We start from the raw sequence: 16,460 nt of genomic DNA, 5'->3' as shown, positions 1-16,460 counted from the left end.
GGGCGGGGGGCGTCAGGGCTTGAGGGCGACGCCGGCGTACATCCAGTGGCGGTCGTCGAGGTCCACCGGGCGGTCGGGGTGCCAGTGCTCGGTGCGGGTGACGCCGGGCTCGACGAGGTCCAGGCCGGTGAAGAAGCCCTCGACCTCCGCCCGGGTACGGGTGGCGAACGGGATGCCCTGGGCGCGGTAGGCGTCGGCGCCCGCGCCGACCGTCGGGTCGGTCTCGTCCGGGTCGGGCGCCATCGTGATCGTCAGGGCGCTGCCCGGGGGGAGCGGGTCCAGCAGGGCGCGGACGTACGAGCGGGCCTCGGCCAGATCGGGCACGAAGTGCAGGACGGCGATGAGGGTGAGCGCGACCGGCCGCGCCAGGTCCAGGGTCGCGCGCAGCTCGGCGGACTCCAGGATGGACGCCGGGTCGCGCAGGTCGGCGTCCAGGTAGGCGGTGCGGCCCTCGGGGGCGCTGGTGAGCAGCGCCCGCGCGTGGGCGAGGACGATCGGGTCGTTGTCGACGTACAGGACGCGCGTCTCCGGCGCGATCTCCTGCGCCGCCTCGTGCAGGTTCGGCGACGTCGGCAGGCCGGTGCCGACGTCGAGGAACTGCCGGATGCCGTGCCCGCGCACCAGGTGCCGCGCCATCCGCACCATGAAGTCGCGGTTGGAGCGGGTGTAGCGCGGCAGCGTGGGGATGTGCCGCACCACCTCGTCGGCCGCGGCCCGGTCGGCCTCGAAGTTGTCCTTGCCGCCCAGCAGGTAGTCGTAGATCCGCGCGGGGTGCGGGACGTCGCTGCGCAGGTCGACGTCCCGCTCCGTGGTGTCGCCGCCGTCGGTCACGGTGCCGGTCCCTCCGGGTCGCTCGCCGCCCTGACAAAGGAGATCATATCCGTCAGGGGCGCGGTTCCCGCCAGGGATGCGCGGACCGGGAAGGGTCAGCGGCGGGCCGTGATGCGGGTGGGGAGCGACTCGAAGCCGCGGTCGTTGGTGGAGTGGACGCGCTTGGCGGCGGCCTCGTCGATCTCGTAGTCGGCGACGACGGCGGTGAGCTCCTGGAAGGCGACGCGGGCCTCCAGGCGGCCGAGGTTGGCGCCCAGGCAGTGGTGGCGCCCGCCGCCGAAGGCGAGCGAGGCGGAGGTGTCGCGGTCGAGGTCGAAGCGGTCGGCGGCGGGGAACACGCGCTCGTCGCGGTTCCCGGAGCCGACCGCCAGCAGCACCCGCCCGCCCGCGGGGATGGTGACGCCGTGCAGCTCGACGTCCTCGGTGGCGGTGCGGGCGACGGTCTGCGACGGCGGGTCGTAGCGCAGCGTCTCGTTCACCCAGTCGTCGATGCGCCCGCCGAGCGCGGCGGCCCGCTGGTCGGGGTGCTTCCAGGCGGCGTGCCAGGCATTGCCGAGCAGCAGCATCGTCGTCTCGATGCCCGCGCCGACCAGCAGGATCAGCACCCCGACGATCTCTTCGGGGGTGAGCCGGTCCTCGCCCTCGGCCGCGTCCAGCAGCCCCGACAGCAGGTCGTCGGTGCGCGACTTGGAGCGCGCGATCGTGAGCTCGGTGTAGTAGCCGACGAGCGCGCCGATCGCCTGGAGCGCCTCGGGCGGCAGGTCGGTGACGGGGCCGGTGGCCGCCTCGTCCCGGTACATGATCGCCATGCCGAGGTCGCGGACCAGGGCGCGGTCGCCCTCGGGCACCCCGACGAGCTCGGAGATGACGTCGGTGGGGAAGCGGGCGGCGAAGTCGCCCATGAGGTCGAAGGACTCGCCGTCCAGGGCGGGCGCCAGGTGGCCGAGGGCGAGCTCGCGCAGCCGCGGCTCCAGGGCCTGCACGCGGCGCTGGGTGAAGGCGCGCGAGACCAGCGAGCGCATCCGGGTGTGCTTGGGCGGGTCCATCGCCACGAAGGAGAAGAACCGCTCGGCCTGCGGCCCCCAGAACGCCGGCTCGATGCGCAGGCCGTTGCGGCTGGAGAACCGGGCGGTGTCGCGCAGGGCGTCGGCGATGTCGGCGTGCCGGGACAGCACCCAGATGTCGTCGGCGTCGTTGCGGTAGACGGGCGCCTCCTCGCGCAGCCGCGCGTACACCGGGTACGGGTCGTCCTGGACGCCGAAGTCGTACGGGCTGTACAGCAGGTCCACGGATACGCCTTCCCTCGGTCACGCTTGACGCCGCCGGGCACGATCATGGCCTGAAACACGCTCACGTTCCACCGGTTCTGTCCACAAAGGCCGGTGGTTCCGGGCAAAATGGGGCCGCGTGTCCGCGGGGACATGCTTCCCTCCCGCTCCGAGGTGTTCGTGGACTCTCCGACCGTGCCGTCCGGGATCGACCCGACGAAGGCCCATCCGGCCCGCCGCTACAATTACTGGCTCGGCGGTAAGGACAACTACGCCGCCGACCGCGCGTCCGCCGACCTCGTCGCGTCCGGGTTCCCGACGGTGCGGACCGCCGCGCTGGAGAACCGGGCGTTCATGCGGCGCGCAGTGACCTACCTGGCCCGCGAGCGGGGCGTCGACCAGTTCCTCGACATCGGCACCGGGCTGCCGTCGGCGGGCAACGTGCACGAGATCGCCCAGTCGATCATCCCGTCGGCGCGGGTGGTGTACGTCGACAACGACCCGATCGTGCTGGTGCACGCCCGTGCCCTGCTGACGAGCTCGTCGCAGGGCGCGACCGCCTACCTGGACGCGGACCTGCGCGATCCCCGCAAGATCCTGGACCATCGCGACCTCGCCCGCACGCTCGACCTGGACCGGCCGGTCGCGCTGATGCTGATCGCCGTCACGCACTTCCTCGTGGACGAGGACGACCCCGCCGGCATCGTCGCCACGCTGGTGGACGCGCTGCCCTCGGGCAGCTTCGTCGTCATGACGAACGCCACCGGCGACTACCTCACCCCCGAGCGGTACGCCGAGAACGTCGAGGTCAACAAGCGCAGCGGGGTGCCGTTCCGGCTGCGCAGCGCCGCCGAGTTCGCCGCTCTGCTCGGCGATCTGGAGCCGCTGCCGCCGGGCATCTGCTCGGTGGTGGAGTGGCGCCCCGACCTGGAGGAGCGCGCCGTCCTGCCGACGGTCGAGGAGGTCTCGATGCACTGCGCGGTCGCGCGGGTGCCCTGACCCGCGGGCAAAATTCGGGTGCGGATCGGGCGGGGCGGGGTTGGCGGCCCCGCCGTTGATCAATGCTGGGCGTATGAGCGAAGGGGTGGGCGCGTCCCGCGTGCCGGGCCGGCCGGGGGGCGGGCGGGCCGCCGTCGCCGTCCCGCCGGCCCTGCTCGCGCTGCTGCTCGGGGCGTGGGCGACGGGGCGGCCCGCGCTGTGGACCGACGAGTTCGTCACGATCGACCTCGCGCGCCGCCCGGTCGCCCGGATCTGGGCGACGCTCGGCGGCGTGGACGCCGTCCACGGCCTGTACTACCTGCTCATGCACGTCTGGGTGCAGGTGGCGGGGACGAGCGCGACGGCGGTGCGGCTGCCGTCGGTGCTGGGGGTGGCCGCAGCGGCGGCGGGGACGGCGCTGCTGGGCCGGGCGCTCGCCGGACGCGCCGCCGGCCTGGCCGCCGGGATCGCCTACGCGCTGATCCCGGTGACGGGCCAGTACGCGCTGGAGGCCCGCTCCTACGCGCTGGTGTCGGCGGCCGCAGTCCTCGCCACGCTCGCCCTGGTGCGGGCGCTGGGACGGCGGCCCCGGTTCGCGCCGTACGCGCTGTACGCGGCGGCGGTGGCGCTCCTCGGCGCGCTGCACCTGTTCGCGCTGCTGCTCGTCCCGGCGCACCTGGTGACGGTGCTCGCGCTGCGGCCGGGACGGCGCGCGGTCCTGGCGTGGACGGCGGCGGCCGCAGCGGCCGGGGCCGCGCTCGCCCCGCTGGTGTGGACGGCGGCCGGGCAGCAGGGGGCCGTCTCCTGGATCCCGCCCGCCGACGCCCGGCACCTGTGGCTGGCGGTGCTCGGCATCACCGGCAGCCTCGCCGCGACCGTCCTCCTCGCCGCGCTCTGCGTGTGGGGCCTCGCGCGGTCGGGCGCGCCGCGCCTGGCGGCCGTCGCGGTGCCGTGGCTGGCCGTCCCGCCGGTGGCCCTGCTCGCGCTGTCGCAGGCGGAACCGTTCTTCGTGGCCCGCTACGTGCTGTTCTGCGTGCCGGCGCTGGCGCTGCTGCTCGGCGCGGGCGCGGTGGCGCGGCCCCGGCCCGTCGCCGTCCCGGTCGCGGCGGCGCTGCTGGTCCTGGCGGCGGCGGCGCAGCCGGGGCTGCGGCGCAGCGACGCCAAGTGGCACGACTTCACCCCGGTGGTGCGGGCGCTGGCGGCCGGGGCGCGGCCGGGCGACGCATTCGTCGTCGCGCCGGCGGTCGTGCGCGGGCTGGCGGCGGCCCACCCCGCTGCCTTCACGGGGCTGGTGGACGCGGCGCTCGCCGTCCCGGCCGCCGACCGCGACGCGCTGTACGCCCGCGAGGTCGGCCCCCGCGAGCTGGCGCGGCGGCTGCGCGGCGCCCCCCGGGTGTGGCTGATCCGGCGGGTCGACAGCGGGCGCGGCGCGGCGGCCGTCCTCCGCGCCCGCCTCGCCGCGCTGCGCCGGGCTGGGTTCACCGAGCGCGCCGGGAGCTGGCGGGGCAAGCGGACGCGCCTGCTGCTCTACGTCCGCCCCGGCTCCGCCGCCCGCCCGCCGGCGCGCTGACCGGACCGCGCGGCGGGGGCGGGCGTCCGTGGGAGAATCCGGGCATGGGTGATACGGCGATCCTGTCGCGGGAGGCGCAGGTGCGCGGGCAGATCCTGGACGCCGCGGCCGCGTGCCTGGTGGACGGCGGCTTCGGGTCCGGGCGGCTGATGTCGGCGATCGCGCGCCGCGCCGGGATGTCGCGGCCGACCCTGTACCGCTACTACGACGGGTTCGACGCGGTGCGCGACGCGCTCATCCAGCGCGAGGTGGCGCGGCTGCTGGAGCTGCTCGCGCCGATGGTCGACCGGATCCGGTGGACGGCCGAGTACATGACCGAGCTCATGACGTTCGTCGTCGACTTCGCGCGCTCGCACCCGCTGCTCGTCGCGGCGGTCCGCGACATCCCCGAGCGGGTGCTGCCGCTGTTCACCACCCAGGCGCAGATCATCGTGGACCGCGTCATGGAGATCATGGAGCCGCTGGTGACCGCGCGCATCGAGGCGGGGCTGCTGCCGCCGGTGGACGTGCGGGTGTCGCTGGACCTGCTCTGCCGGATCGCGATGTCGCTGATCGTCGCCGACACCTCCTTCGACCTGAACGACCGCGCCGCGCTGGAGGAGTACGTGGCGCGCGCCGTCCGGTTCGCGGCCTTCCTGGAGTGGCGGCCCGAAGCGCGGCCCGCGCAGTAAGCATGTGATGACTGCCACGGGCCGCCGGAGGCCCGCCCCATTGACCCGCCCGCCCTGCAAGTTTACGGTTACCGCAGCAACTGTAACGTCGCGGTGGCCGGCCGGCCCTCGCGGCGGGGAGGAGGAGCCATGGCGACGACCGGGACGACCAAGGCGGCGGCGGAGCGTACGGACGGCGAGTACGCCGGGCTGCTGCGCACGCTCTCCGAGGGTTCGGTCCACCGCCGCTTCGACCCCTACCTGGACATCGACTGGGACGGCCCCGACTACCGGATCGACCCCGAGGACGAGCGCTGGCAGCTGTCCAAGGAGAGCGACCCGCTCGGCGCGCACCCCTGGTACTGGGAGCAGCCGCTGGAGAAGCGGATCGCCATCGGCCGCTGGCGCCAGGCCAACGTCTCCAAGGTCGGCCTCGCCTTCGAGAGCATCCTCATCCGCGGCATGATGCAGTACGTCATGACGCTGCCGAACGGCTCGCCCGAGTTCCGGTACTGCCTCCACGAGATGACCGAGGAGTGCAACCACATCCAGATGTTCCAGGAGCTGGTCAACCGGATCGGCGTGGACGTCCCCGGCATGAAGGCGCCCTACCGGATCACCTCGCCGCTCTGGTCGCTGTCGGCCTACGCCCCGACGCTGCTGTTCATCGGCATCCTGGCGGGCGAGGAGCCGATCGACCACGTGCAGAAGGCCATCATCCGCGAGGGCGCGCACATGCCGCCCGCGGTGCTGCGCACCATGGAGATCCACATCGCCGAGGAGGCGCGGCACATCTCCTTCGCGCACCGCTTCCTCCAGGAGCGCGTCGCCCGCCAGGGCCGCGTCGCCAAGGGCGCGACGTCCCTCGCGTTCCCGCTGGTCATGCGCTGGCTCGCCGGCGCCATCATGGCGCCGCCGCGCGACCTCGCCAAGGAGCACGGCATCCCGCGCAAGGTCATGCGCGAGGCGTTCTGGAAGAACCCCAAGTCCAAGGACATCATGCGGGGCTTCTTCGGCGACGTCCGCAAGCTCGCCGAGGAGCTCGACCTGATGAACCCCGCCTCCCGTGCCCTCTGGCGGATGTGCGGCATCGACGGCCGGGTCGCCCGCTTCCGCGGCGAGCCCGACCGGCGCGCCCGCGCCGCGGCCTGACCGCCCGGCCGCCCCCGCCCGCACCGCGCCCCGCTCAGCAAGGACCCGCCCCATGCCCCACGTGGTCACCCAGTCGTGCTGCGGCGACGCCTCCTGCGTCTACGCCTGCCCGGTCAACTGCATCCACCCCACCCCCGACGAGCCGGACTTCGCCACGGCCGAGATGCTCTACATCGACCCGGCGGCCTGCGTCGACTGCGGCGCCTGCGTGAGCGCCTGCCCGGTGGAGGCGATCGCGCCCGAGTCGGCGCTCGCGCCCGCGCAGCTCCCGTTCGTCACGCTGAACGCCGGCTACTACAGGGAGCCGCGGCCGCGCCCGCTGCTCGCGCCGGTCCTGCCGCCGCTCACCGCGCCCGCCGGGCGCGAGCCGCTGCGCGTCGCGATCGTCGGGTCGGGGCCGGCGGCGATGTACGCCGCGGACGAGCTGCTCACCGTGCCCGGCGCGCGCGTCAACGTCTTCGAGCGGCTGCCGGTGCCCTACGGGCTGGCCTGGGCGGGCGTCGCCCCCGACCACGCCCGGACCCGCCGGGTCGCCGACCTGTTCGACCGGATCGCCCTCCAGGACGGCTTCCACCTGTACACCGGCGTCGAGGTCGGCCGCGACGTCACCCACGAGGAGCTGCTCGCGCACCACCACGCCGTCGTCTACGCCGCCGGCGCGGCGTCCGACCGGCGCCTGGACGTCCCCGGCCACGAGCTGGCGGGCACCGCCACCGAGTTCGTCGCCTGGTACAACGGCCACCCCGACCAGGCGGACCGGCCGTTCGACCTGTCGCACCGCCGCGCCGTCATCATCGGCAACGGCAACGTCGCGCTGGACGTCGCGCGCGTCCTCACCACCGACCCGGGCGCGCTCGCCGGCACCGACATCGCCCCGCACGCGCTCGCCGCGCTCCGCGAGAGCCGCGTCGAGGAGGTCGTGGTGGTGGCCCGCCGCGGCCCCGAGCACTCGGCGTTCACCGTCCCCGAGCTGATCGGGCTGATGGGCAGCCCGCACGCCGCGCTCGTCGTCGACACCGGCGGCGCCGCCCTGGACGGCGACGACCCGAAGTCGCGGCTGCTGCGCGAGGTCGCCGCGCTGCCCGCCCCCGCGCCCGGCCGCAAGCGGATCGTGCTGCGCTACCTGTCCGGCCCCGTCCGCGTGGCGGGCGGCGACCGCGCCGAGGGCGTCGAGCTCGTCCGCAACCGCCCGGTGGACGGCGGCGGCGTCGAGCCGGCGGGCGCGCCCGAGCTGCTGGAGGCCGGGCTCGTACTGTCCTCGATCGGCTACAAGGGCCGGCCGCTGCCGGGCCTGCCGTTCGACGAGGCGCGCGGCGTCCTGCCGAACGCCGGAGGACGCGTCCTCGACGGCGTGGACGGCATCCCGCTGCCCGGCGTCTACGCGGCGGGCTGGATCAAGCGGGGCCCGACCGGGTTCCTCGGCACCAACAAGTCGTGCGCCCAGGAGACCGTCCGGCACCTGCTGGACGACCACGCCGCCACGGGCCCGCTGCCCGCGCCGGCCGAGCTGGAGCGGCTCCTGAAGGGCCTGCGGCCCGTCGGCTGACGGCGAGGGCGCGCCGCCCGGACGGCGGCGCGCCCCGGCCAGTTCGCGCACCTAAGGGTGCGCGCTTTTTTATTTCACATGGTGAGGAATGCACTTCCGGAGTGCGCCGGCCGGTGAAAGTGGTACGGCGATCTGTTTCCGCCGGATGACGTCGCTGGTGGCGGCGCGCGTCGCGGTTCCCGCGGTGATCGAATTCACGGGGCCGACCGCCTTCCGTTAGGGAAGTGTTTCCTTGAGTCCCCGGTGGCCCTTTGCTAATGCGCCATGAAGCCGTCGCGCCTCGCGTTCTAGCACGCCGGAACGGTCCAGGAGGCCCGTCACGCCAAGTGATCACACCATTGCCGGATGTGGTCAGATACTGGTCAAGGCGTGGGTCGGCTTCCTAGCGTGGCCTGCGGTAGGTCGTTTTCCGGAAAGTCCCGGCGCCGGTCGGATTCCGTCGATCAATGGCCTCCGGATCGCCGGCGCCGCCGGAAAAGCCGATCGAAGACGCGCCTTTCGAGGAGACGGTTGTGACCCAGATCGATGACCGCTGCGCGGCGCCCGCCGCGCCTTCCGCCCCGCCCGGGGAAGGCGTGGGGGAGGCGTTCGACGCGCGGCGCTTCCGCGAGAGCGCGGGCGCCGTCGCGGCCCGGCTCGCCGGGCCCCTGACCGACCTGTCGGTGCGCGGGCTCGCGCTCACCGACCCGGCCGAGCTGACCGCCGCGGCGCGGGCGCTGATGACCGCCGAGCGCGACCGGATCGCGCCGCACGACCCGGCCCGGCTCGACGCGATCATGGACCTGTACGTGCGGACCGGCATCCCGGTGCACTCGCCCGGCGCGATGGGCCGCCAGTTCTCCGGCGTCGTCCCGCTCGCCGGCGTGATGGACTTCGCCGGCGCGATGGTGAGCCAGCCCGCCTCGTTCTACGAGGCCGGGCAGCTCCCCAGCGTCGCCGAGCGGATCATGGGGGAGGAGCTCGGCCGGCTCATCGGCTGGGATCCCGCGGCCGCCGCCATGGTCACCACCTCCGGCGGCTCGCTCGCCAACCTCACCGCGCTGCTCGCCGCCCGCGCCCGCGCCTTCCCCGCCCTCTGGACGCGCGGCGGCACCGACGGGGTGCGGCCCGCCGTCGCCGTCGGCGCCGACGCGCATTACAGCGTCACCCGCGCGGCCGGCGTCATGGGCATCGGCGAGACCCAGATCGTCCGGCTGCCGCTCGACGCCGCCCGCCGCATCGACGTGCGCCGCGCCGGGCCCGCCCTCGCCGCCGCCCGCCGCCGCGGCCTGTCGGTGTTCTGCCTGGTCGCCTCGGCCGGCACCACGTCCGTCGGCGCGTTCGACCCGCTGGACGAGCTCGCCGGCCTCTGCCGCGAGCACGGCCTCTGGCTGCACGTGGACGGCGCACACGGCGCGAGCCTGCTGGTGTCGGGCGAGCTGCGCGGGCGCCTGCGCGGCGTCGAGCACGCCGACTCGCTGACCTGGGACGCGCACAAGCTGATGTTCGTCCCCGCGCCCTGCACGATGCTGTTCTACCGGGACGGCGCGCGGAGCCTCGGCGCGTTCCGGCAGCGCGCCAGCTACGTGTTCGACGAGGAGCCCGACGAGTACGCCGCGCTCGACAGCGGCGGCCGCAACTTCGAGTGCACCAAGCGCCCGATGATCATGCCGCTGTGGACGCTCTGGGCGATGCACGGCCCGGCCCTGTTCGCGCAGAAGATCGAGCACGTCTGCCGGCTGGCCCGCGACGCGCACGGGCTGCTGCTCGCCGAGCCCGACTTCGAGGCGGTGCACGCCCCGCAGGCCAACATCCTGTGCTTCCGGCACCGGCCGCGCGGCCTCGCCGCGCCCGACGTGCACCGCTTCCAGAACGCCGTCCGCAACCGGGTGCGCGGCGGCGGCTCGTTCTTCATCTCCAAGGTCGACATCGACGGCACCGCCGCGCTCCGCGCGGTGCTGATGAGCCACCACACCACCCTCGACCACGTCCGGATGCTCCTCGCGGAGATCCGCGACGCCGGCCGGGCCCTGCTCGCCGAGGGCGCGGACCGGTGACCCGGCGGCACACGCACGCCGGCAGGCACGCCAGCAAGGGGGAATGCCCATGAGCCCGACCCGCTCGACCCGCCAGGCCCGCCCGCGCCGCGCGGCGGACGGCCCCGCGCCCGGGGAGGCCGCCGAACTCGCGGCGCGCCTCATCCCGGACGCCGAGATCGCGCCCGGAACCGTCGACGACGTCCCCGGCCTGCCGTCCTTCGCGGGCAAGATGCGCGACTGCGCCCGCGCCTGCGGCACGTCCTACAGCCAGGTGCCGCACGCCGTCCAGGACGCCCTGGTGCTGCGCCGCCTGGAGCAGATGGTCAACACCGTCATGCTGAACCCGCTCTGGCGGGACCGGCTGAAGGACGCCGGCGTCACCGGCGCCTGCGCGACGTTCGAGGAGTGGCAGCAGATCCCGGTCGCCGGCAAGGACGAGCAGCGCGACCTGTTCATGGGCGACCGGCCCGGCATGGTCGTGCCGCTCGCCCGCGGCGGGTTCGAGGTGGTGGCGAGCGGCGGCACCACCGGCGGCCGCCCCCTGGAGATCGTCTACTCGCTGCGCGAGCTGCGGCACACCTACCGCATCGCCGGCCGGTTCATGGGCGAGCACCAGCTCGGCGCCTACCTGCACGGCCCCGACCCGCGCTGGCTGTTCACCAACCTCGCCGACTACCAGATGTGGAGCAGCGGCACGATGGTCGGCGGCGTGCTGCAGAACGTCCCCGGCGTCAACTACATCGGCGCCGGGCCCGTCACCGGGCCCGTCCTGGAGCACATGTTCTCCTACCCGGGGCCGAAGGCGCTGATGGGCATCACCGCCGGCGTCGCGATCCTCGCCGACCTCGGCGCCGGCATGCCGCAGGAGGCCCGCGAGAGCTTCCGCGTCGCGCTGTACGGCAGCGGCGTCCTGCCGCACCGCAAGCGGACCGAGCTGAAGGCGGTCTACCCCGACCTCGCCATCCTCAGCTACTTCGCCGCCACCCAGGCCGAGACGATCGGCCTGCAGCTCCGCGACACCTCGCCGCACCTGGCGGCGGTGCCGGGCCTGCACCTGGTCGAGATCGTCGACGAGGACGGCCGCTGGGTCGGCGAGGGCGAGGAGGGCGAGCTCGTCGTCACCCGGCTGCACGCGCACGAGGCGCCGCTGCTGCGGCTCCGGCTCGGCGACCGGATGGTGCGGCGCCCCCGGATCGACCGGCCCGACCTGCGCACCCAGCAGTTCGAGTTCGCCGGCCGCACCGGCGACGTCCTGCACCTCGGCGACAGCCAGTACTCGGCGGCGCTCACGCTGGACGCCGTCCGCGACGAGCTGCGCGCCGCGGCGGCCCTCGACCTGGACGAGATCGCGCACGAGGTGCAGTTCGTCAACCACCGCGAGACGCGCGCGGTCACGCTCCTCGCCGCGGTGGACGACCCGGCCGGCCTCGCCTACACGCTGGAGGCCGCGCTCGGCCCGGCCGGCGTGCACCGCGCGTTCCTGCGGGCGCTGCCGCGCTCGCTGTCGCTGTTCAACGACCGCGAGGCCGACCCGGCGTCCGTCGAGCGCACCGGCTACACCTTCCACCTGGTGTTCGTGCACCGGGCGGCGCCGGAGATCGAGCGGACGCCCGTCGGCAAGGTCCCCCTCGTCCGCGACCGCGGCTAGCGGCCGGCAGCCCGAAGGAGAGCAGGCAGTGAACCCGAAAGTGAACATCATCGCGCTCGTCGACGTCGTCGGCGCGCTGTCGGACGGCGGCCTCGGCAACGGCAACCTCGGCCTCGTCGACGACAGCGCCTTCGAGAGCACCGGCCGCGGCACCCCCGACCTCTGCACGGTCGTGCAGCCGGGCCAGGTCGTGCAGTGGTCGGCGCTCGCGGTGGACGTGCAGACGCCCGTGGAGATCCGCGACATCGTCTTCCTCGGCCCCGACGGGCAGCCGGCCGGGCCCGCGCGGCCCGACCCCGAGCCCGGCGAGAACCTCGACGTCAACGTGTGGTCCGGCGTCGTCCCCTACCTGGCGCCCGGCGTGCCGCACCGGTACCGGCTGGAGCTGCAGATGCACGAGGGCCCGCACGCGGTGCTGCACGTCGACTCACCCGCCCTCATGTGCCCCTAGCCCCCGCCGGCCCGACGGCCGGACGACAGCCGAACCCGACGGAAAGGCGGGCCATGGCCCAGCAACTGGCGATCATCGTGCTGGTCGACATCGGCGGTGCGCTGCGCGACCGCACGCTCGACGACAACGTGTACGTCTTCGACAACATGAGGTTCCAGGGCTCCACCGGCGAGGGCACCGGCGACCTGGTGACCGCCGTCAACGGCTCCTACTGGAGCGACGGCTCGCAGGGCACCGAGCAGGTGCTGAACTGGCTGCCCTACGCGCTCGGCGGCATCCCCCCGACCGTCCCGCGCGGCTACGCCGCCGAGCGGTCCCGGCAGATCGACCAGCAGGCCCTCGACGACCTGCGGGCGCTCGCCGACGGCGCGGACGACGAGGCGGCGGGCGGCGTCAACCGGATCCGCCGCGACATCGGGACGCGGGTGCGGAGCACCCGGGGCGCCCGCGGCCTCACCAGCCGCAAGGTCCTGGACGTCACCGGCCGGCCGGTCAGCGGCGCGGACGCGGCCGCCGCGCACAACTACGCCACCCCGATCATCACCGACATCACCGGCGAGGCCGTCGACGAGAAGATCATCTACCCGGCGGAGTACGGCTCCCCGGACATGGTCACCGACGGCTGGTACTGGTCGGCGACCATCGACACCGCCCGGCCCGGCACCTACGCCTACACGATGCACGTCCAGCTCCACGAGCTGGTGGAGCGCGACGCCGGGCTCCGCTGGGAGGCGGTCGACCTCACCTGCGAGGCGCGCCTCCGCGTCGTCACCGAGCCGAAGCGCAACGCCTTCACCGGCGGCGGCCTCGGCCTGCTGCCGGTGTACCCGGCCCCGCCCGCCGCCCCGGCGGCCCCGCCCGCCTAGCCCGCGCCCGAAGGAGCGGCAGATGCCCTCGAAGTCCAAGAAGAGCAGGCCGGGCACCGACCGGCCGATCTCCATCACCGCCGTCGTCGACTGCGTCGGCGCGCTCGCGTCCCGCAGCCTGCACGGCAACCTCTACCTGTACGACACCAACCGGGCGGCCGGGTCCACCGGCCTCGGCACCGAGGAGCTGCGCACCCGCGTCCGCGCGGGCGACCGGCTGCTCTGGAACGTCATCTCGCTGGAGTGCGAGACCTACGCGGCGATCGACGCCATCGTCGTCGACCCCGAGGTGTGCGAGCCCGAGCGGCACACCTACCCCGGCACCGACATCACCTACTGGACGGCCACGGTGAAGCCGGGCGCCCCGGACGTCGCGCACTACCAGGTCAGGCTGCGCCTCGGCACCCGCACCGAGCCGATCACGACGACGCTGCGGCCGGCGCTGGTCGGCTGAGGGAGGAGGACGCATGGACAGCACCCGCGAGGCCGGGCCGCAGCGGTCGAACGCCGGCCAGCTCAACTCCGTGCAGCTCAACATCGTCACGCTGGTCGACATGGAGCGCGCCACCCGCACCGGGAGCCTGAAGGACGCGCTCTACATGATGGACAACAGCGTCGGCGGCGCCGGGCAGGGCACCGGGCGGCTGGAGACGGTCTGCAAGCAGGGCCAGGTGCTCAACTGGATCATCCGGCCGATCGAGATGGACAAGCGGCCGGACGGCGCCTGGCCGCCCATGCCCAAGATCAACAATCTGGTGTTCCTGGACACCGAGCGCGGCGACGAGGAGGACGTCGCCGAGCGGCGGCTCTGCTCCGAACTGAAGATCTACGGCATGCCCGACAAGATGCGGTCGCCGTTCACGCCCGTCTACTACTACTGGGCCGGCACGATCCTCGGCACCGCCGAGCCGGGCCTCTACCGGTACCGGCTCGTCCTGGAACTGGAGCAGGACGGCACCCGGGAGAAGCTCTACCTCAACACCGAGCACCACCCGGCCGTCCGGGTCCTCGGGGTCTGACCCCGCCCCGACGACGCCCCGGGCACCGCGCCGCCCGGGGCGTCCCCCGCCCGCCCGCGCCTGACCACAGCGCCTGACCACAGCGCCTGACCACAGCGCCTGACCACAGCGCCTGACCACAGCGCCTGACCACAGCGCCTGACCACAGCGCCTGACCACAGCGCCTGACCACAGCGCCTGACCACCGGGAATGTCGGTGGCGGGAGGCAGCATGGACGGTGTGGAAGGCAACCCGATCGCCAGGTCGTGGCGGCTGATCGACGTGTGGCTGGCGGTGCACGCGCCCGCGTCGCTGATGCTGCTGAACCCGCCCGCCGAGCCCGCCGCCGTCGAGGAGGCCGAGCGGGCCCTCGGCATGCCGCTGCCCGCCGAGCTCGCCGCGTCCCTGCGCTGCCACGACGGCGCCGACGAGTGGACGTCCCTGCTGCCCCACCAGTCGCCGCTGAGCGCGTCCGCCGTCGCCGAGCGGTACGCCGCCTGCATGGACAAGGCCCGCGCCACCGGCGGGTTCGCCGTCCAGCCCTGGGCCGACGAGCCCTGGTGGCATCCCGACTGGATCCCCTGGGCCGTGAACGCCAGCGGCACCCCGCACGTCATCGACCGGCGGCCCGGACCCCACCGCGGCCGCCTCGGCTGGGCCGCCTACGCCGGCGGCGGCGACTTCACCGACGGCTGGCCCGGCCTCGCCGCCTACCTCGCCGCGGTCGCCCGCGCCCTGCACGAGGGCGGCGGCGCCGGCGGCATGCACCCCTACCTGACGGTCGACGGCCTGCTGTGGTGGGAGTTCGGCGACGACCGCCGGTCGCTGAACGGCGACCCGCTCGTCCCGGCCCCGCTCGGACTGGAGGCGCCCTGATGGTAGGAAGGCGGCAGGCGAGAGGGAGGGGGCCGCGATGGGACTGGCCGTCTGCGTGTTCTGCGCGTCCAGCAGCAAGATCGACCCGGGTCACGTGGAGCTCGCGCACCGCGTCGGCGCCGAGCTGGCCCGGCGCGGGCACAGCCTGGTCAGCGGGGGAGCGCGGGTGTCGTGCATGGGCGCGGTCGCGCGCGGCGCCCGCGAGGGCGGCGCCCGCACCGTCGGGGTGATCCCCGAGGGCCTGGTGGACGTGGAGGTCTCCGACGAGGCGAACGACGAGCTGGTCGTCACGCCCGACATGCGCTCGCGCAAGGGCGAGATGGACCGGCGCAGCGACGCGTTCCTGGTGCTGCCCGGCGGCATCGGCACGCTGGAGGAGCTGTTCGAGATCTGGACGGCCCGCGTGCTCGGCATGCACGACAAGCCGATCGTCATCCTGGACCCGACCGGCGTCTACGACCCGCTCCGCGAGCTGATGACCGGCCTGGCCGACCAGGGCTTCGCCCGCCCGAAGATCTTCGACGCGATCGGCTGGACCGCCGACCTGGACGAGGCCCTGGACCTGCTGGAACGGTCCCGGCCGCACATCCAGGCCACCCCCGAGGACCTGGCCGAAGCCGAGCTGTGAGCGGGTGGAACGCCGGCCGGGGGCGGTGTGCGGGGCGGCGCCGCCGGGAAGTGATCATCTCGTGCCGGAGGGGGACGGGATGAGCGGCGGGGCGAACGAGGACGCGGTGACGGCCGAGCGGCCGGTGGTGGTCGGGACGGACGGCTCGCCGCCCGCCGGCGGGGCGGTCGCGTGGGCGGCGGACGAGGCGGCCGACCTCGGCCGCCCGCTGCACGTCGTCTACGCCGCCGACCCGATCGCCTACGGCGTGCCGTTCGTGCCGCCGAGCAAGGACGGCTCCTCGCTGCTCACCAGCGGCGAGGGCGTGGTGTCGGCGGCGCGGCGCCTCGCGCTGGAGCGGCGGCCGCGGGTGCGCGTCACCACCGAGGTGGCGGACGCCGCGCCGGTGGACGCGTTCCGGGAGCTGTCGCGGACGGCCGCGCTGACCGTCCTCGGCTCGCGCGGCCTCGGCGGCTTCACCGGGATGCTGCTCGGCTCCGTCGGCAGGCGCGTCGCCGGGCAGGCCGACGGGCCGGTCGTCGTCGTGCGCGGCGACGGCACCCGCCGCGAGTTCGGCGAGATCGCCGTCGGCGTGGACCTGTCGGACGCGTCCGAGGCCGCGCTGGAGCACGCGTTCGCGACCGCGCGGCGGCGCGGCGCCAAGGTCCGCGTCGTGCACGCCTTCCAGCTTGAACCCGCCCTCGTGCAGGCCCGCTACCTGGAGGACGAGCGCGAGACCGAGCGGACCGTCACCGACCGGGTCCGCGCCGAGTACGCGCGGCTCCGCGACGTCCACCCCGACGTGCAGGTCATCGAGGCGCTGGTCCGCGACCATCCGGTGCGGGCGCTGACCGCGGCGTCCGAGCAGGCCGACCTCGTCGTGGTCGCCGCACGCGGGCGCGGCGCGCTCGCCGGGGCGCTGCTCGGCTCGGTCAGCCACGGTGTCCTGCACCACGCGCACTGCCCCGTCGCCGTCGTCCGCCCCGACGAGCCTTAGGCG

The 16,460-nt window shown here is 74.6% G+C and carries 16 protein-coding genes; 14 read left to right on the top strand and 2 right to left on the bottom strand.

Annotation, left to right across the window (positions count from 1 at the left end):
• Positions 1–12: 12 nt before the first annotated feature.
• Complete coding sequence (locus tag K1Y72_RS03335; protein WP_308286862.1) at positions 13–831, bottom strand: SAM-dependent methyltransferase; 819 nt, start codon at positions 829–831, stop codon at positions 13–15.
• A 95-nt stretch (positions 832–926) separates the two neighbouring features.
• On the bottom strand, positions 927–2,120 hold the full coding sequence (locus K1Y72_RS03330; RefSeq protein WP_220163103.1) for a cytochrome P450: 1,194 nt from the start codon (positions 2,118–2,120) through the stop codon (positions 927–929).
• Positions 2,121–2,279: 159 nt separating this feature from the next.
• Here K1Y72_RS03330 and K1Y72_RS03325 point away from each other — a divergent pair, with 159 nt between their 5' ends.
• From K1Y72_RS03325 to K1Y72_RS03260, 14 genes are all read left to right on the top strand, one after another.
• On the top strand, positions 2,280–3,098 hold the full coding sequence (locus K1Y72_RS03325) for an SAM-dependent methyltransferase (protein ID WP_308286861.1): 819 nt from the start codon (positions 2,280–2,282) through the stop codon (positions 3,096–3,098).
• 73 nt (positions 3,099–3,171) lie between these two features.
• Positions 3,172–4,647 (top strand): glycosyltransferase family 39 protein, encoded by a 1,476-nt coding sequence (locus K1Y72_RS03320; protein WP_220163100.1) that lies wholly within the window; start codon positions 3,172–3,174, stop codon positions 4,645–4,647.
• Positions 4,648–4,691: 44 nt separating this feature from the next.
• Positions 4,692–5,318: a TetR/AcrR family transcriptional regulator gene (locus K1Y72_RS03315; RefSeq protein ID WP_220163098.1), complete on the top strand. Its 627-nt coding sequence runs from the start codon at positions 4,692–4,694 to the stop codon at positions 5,316–5,318.
• A 129-nt stretch (positions 5,319–5,447) separates the two neighbouring features.
• A complete protein-coding gene (locus tag K1Y72_RS03310; RefSeq protein ID WP_220163096.1) occupies positions 5,448–6,449 on the top strand; it encodes an AurF N-oxygenase family protein in 1,002 nt (333 codons plus the stop codon).
• 52 nt (positions 6,450–6,501) lie between these two features.
• Positions 6,502–7,995, top strand: a complete 1,494-nt coding sequence (locus K1Y72_RS03305; RefSeq protein ID WP_220163093.1) for an FAD-dependent oxidoreductase — start codon at positions 6,502–6,504, stop codon at positions 7,993–7,995.
• A 512-nt stretch (positions 7,996–8,507) separates the two neighbouring features.
• A complete protein-coding gene (locus tag K1Y72_RS03300) occupies positions 8,508–10,031 on the top strand; it encodes a pyridoxal phosphate-dependent decarboxylase family protein (protein ID WP_220163091.1) in 1,524 nt (507 codons plus the stop codon).
• Positions 10,032–10,080: 49 nt separating this feature from the next.
• Positions 10,081–11,661 (top strand): phenylacetate--CoA ligase family protein, encoded by a 1,581-nt coding sequence (locus tag K1Y72_RS03295; RefSeq protein ID WP_220163089.1) that lies wholly within the window; start codon positions 10,081–10,083, stop codon positions 11,659–11,661.
• A gap of 28 nt (positions 11,662–11,689) precedes the next feature.
• Entirely contained in the window at positions 11,690–12,112 is a 423-nt protein-coding gene (locus tag K1Y72_RS03290; protein ID WP_220163087.1) for a DUF8788 domain-containing protein, read from the top strand.
• A gap of 53 nt (positions 12,113–12,165) precedes the next feature.
• Positions 12,166–12,978 carry a DUF8788 domain-containing protein gene (locus K1Y72_RS03285; protein ID WP_220163086.1) on the top strand — a complete coding sequence of 271 codons (813 nt, stop codon included), beginning with the start codon at positions 12,166–12,168 and terminating at the stop codon, positions 12,976–12,978.
• 22 nt (positions 12,979–13,000) lie between these two features.
• Positions 13,001–13,432 (top strand): DUF8788 domain-containing protein, encoded by a 432-nt coding sequence (locus K1Y72_RS03280; protein WP_220163085.1) that lies wholly within the window; start codon positions 13,001–13,003, stop codon positions 13,430–13,432.
• Positions 13,433–13,445: 13 nt separating this feature from the next.
• Positions 13,446–13,997: a DUF8788 domain-containing protein gene (locus K1Y72_RS03275; RefSeq protein ID WP_220163084.1), complete on the top strand. Its 552-nt coding sequence runs from the start codon at positions 13,446–13,448 to the stop codon at positions 13,995–13,997.
• A 211-nt stretch (positions 13,998–14,208) separates the two neighbouring features.
• The gene (locus tag K1Y72_RS03270; RefSeq protein WP_220163083.1) at positions 14,209–14,853 is read left to right on the top strand and encodes an SMI1/KNR4 family protein; all 645 of its coding nucleotides are present in this window, start codon (positions 14,209–14,211) and stop codon (positions 14,851–14,853) included.
• A gap of 37 nt (positions 14,854–14,890) precedes the next feature.
• Positions 14,891–15,481: an LOG family protein gene (locus K1Y72_RS03265; RefSeq protein ID WP_220163082.1), complete on the top strand. Its 591-nt coding sequence runs from the start codon at positions 14,891–14,893 to the stop codon at positions 15,479–15,481.
• Between the two features lie 79 nt (positions 15,482–15,560).
• Complete coding sequence (locus K1Y72_RS03260; RefSeq protein WP_220163081.1) at positions 15,561–16,457, top strand: universal stress protein; 897 nt, start codon at positions 15,561–15,563, stop codon at positions 16,455–16,457.
• Positions 16,458–16,460 lie beyond the last annotated feature (3 nt).

The sequence above is a fragment of the Actinomadura parmotrematis genome (assembly GCF_019458805.1).
GTDB lineage: Bacteria > Actinomycetota > Actinomycetes > Streptosporangiales > Streptosporangiaceae > Spirillospora > Spirillospora parmotrematis.
The sequence above is the reverse complement of the archived record's forward strand: the minus strand, read 5'-3'. Positions and strand labels throughout refer to the sequence as shown.

Bases quoted from the DNA above. Each gene is read 5' to 3' on its own strand.
- K1Y72_RS03270 (WP_220163083.1), top strand. From the start codon at position 14,209: ATGGACGGTGTGGAAGGCAACCCGATCGCCAGGTCGTGGCGGCTGATC.
- K1Y72_RS03305 (WP_220163093.1), top strand. From the start codon at position 6,502: ATGCCCCACGTGGTCACCCAGTCGTGCTGCGGCGACGCCTCCTGCGTC.
- K1Y72_RS03320 (WP_220163100.1), top strand. From the start codon at position 3,172: ATGAGCGAAGGGGTGGGCGCGTCCCGCGTGCCGGGCCGGCCGGGGGGC.
- K1Y72_RS03295 (WP_220163089.1), top strand. From the start codon at position 10,081: ATGAGCCCGACCCGCTCGACCCGCCAGGCCCGCCCGCGCCGCGCGGCG.
- K1Y72_RS03265 (WP_220163082.1), top strand. From the start codon at position 14,891: ATGGGACTGGCCGTCTGCGTGTTCTGCGCGTCCAGCAGCAAGATCGAC.
- K1Y72_RS03260 (WP_220163081.1), top strand. From the start codon at position 15,561: ATGAGCGGCGGGGCGAACGAGGACGCGGTGACGGCCGAGCGGCCGGTG.
- K1Y72_RS03310 (WP_220163096.1), top strand. From the start codon at position 5,448: ATGGCGACGACCGGGACGACCAAGGCGGCGGCGGAGCGTACGGACGGC.
- K1Y72_RS03315 (WP_220163098.1), top strand. From the start codon at position 4,692: ATGGGTGATACGGCGATCCTGTCGCGGGAGGCGCAGGTGCGCGGGCAG.
- K1Y72_RS03280 (WP_220163085.1), top strand. From the start codon at position 13,001: ATGCCCTCGAAGTCCAAGAAGAGCAGGCCGGGCACCGACCGGCCGATC.
- K1Y72_RS03275 (WP_220163084.1), top strand. From the start codon at position 13,446: ATGGACAGCACCCGCGAGGCCGGGCCGCAGCGGTCGAACGCCGGCCAG.
- K1Y72_RS03285 (WP_220163086.1), top strand. From the start codon at position 12,166: ATGGCCCAGCAACTGGCGATCATCGTGCTGGTCGACATCGGCGGTGCG.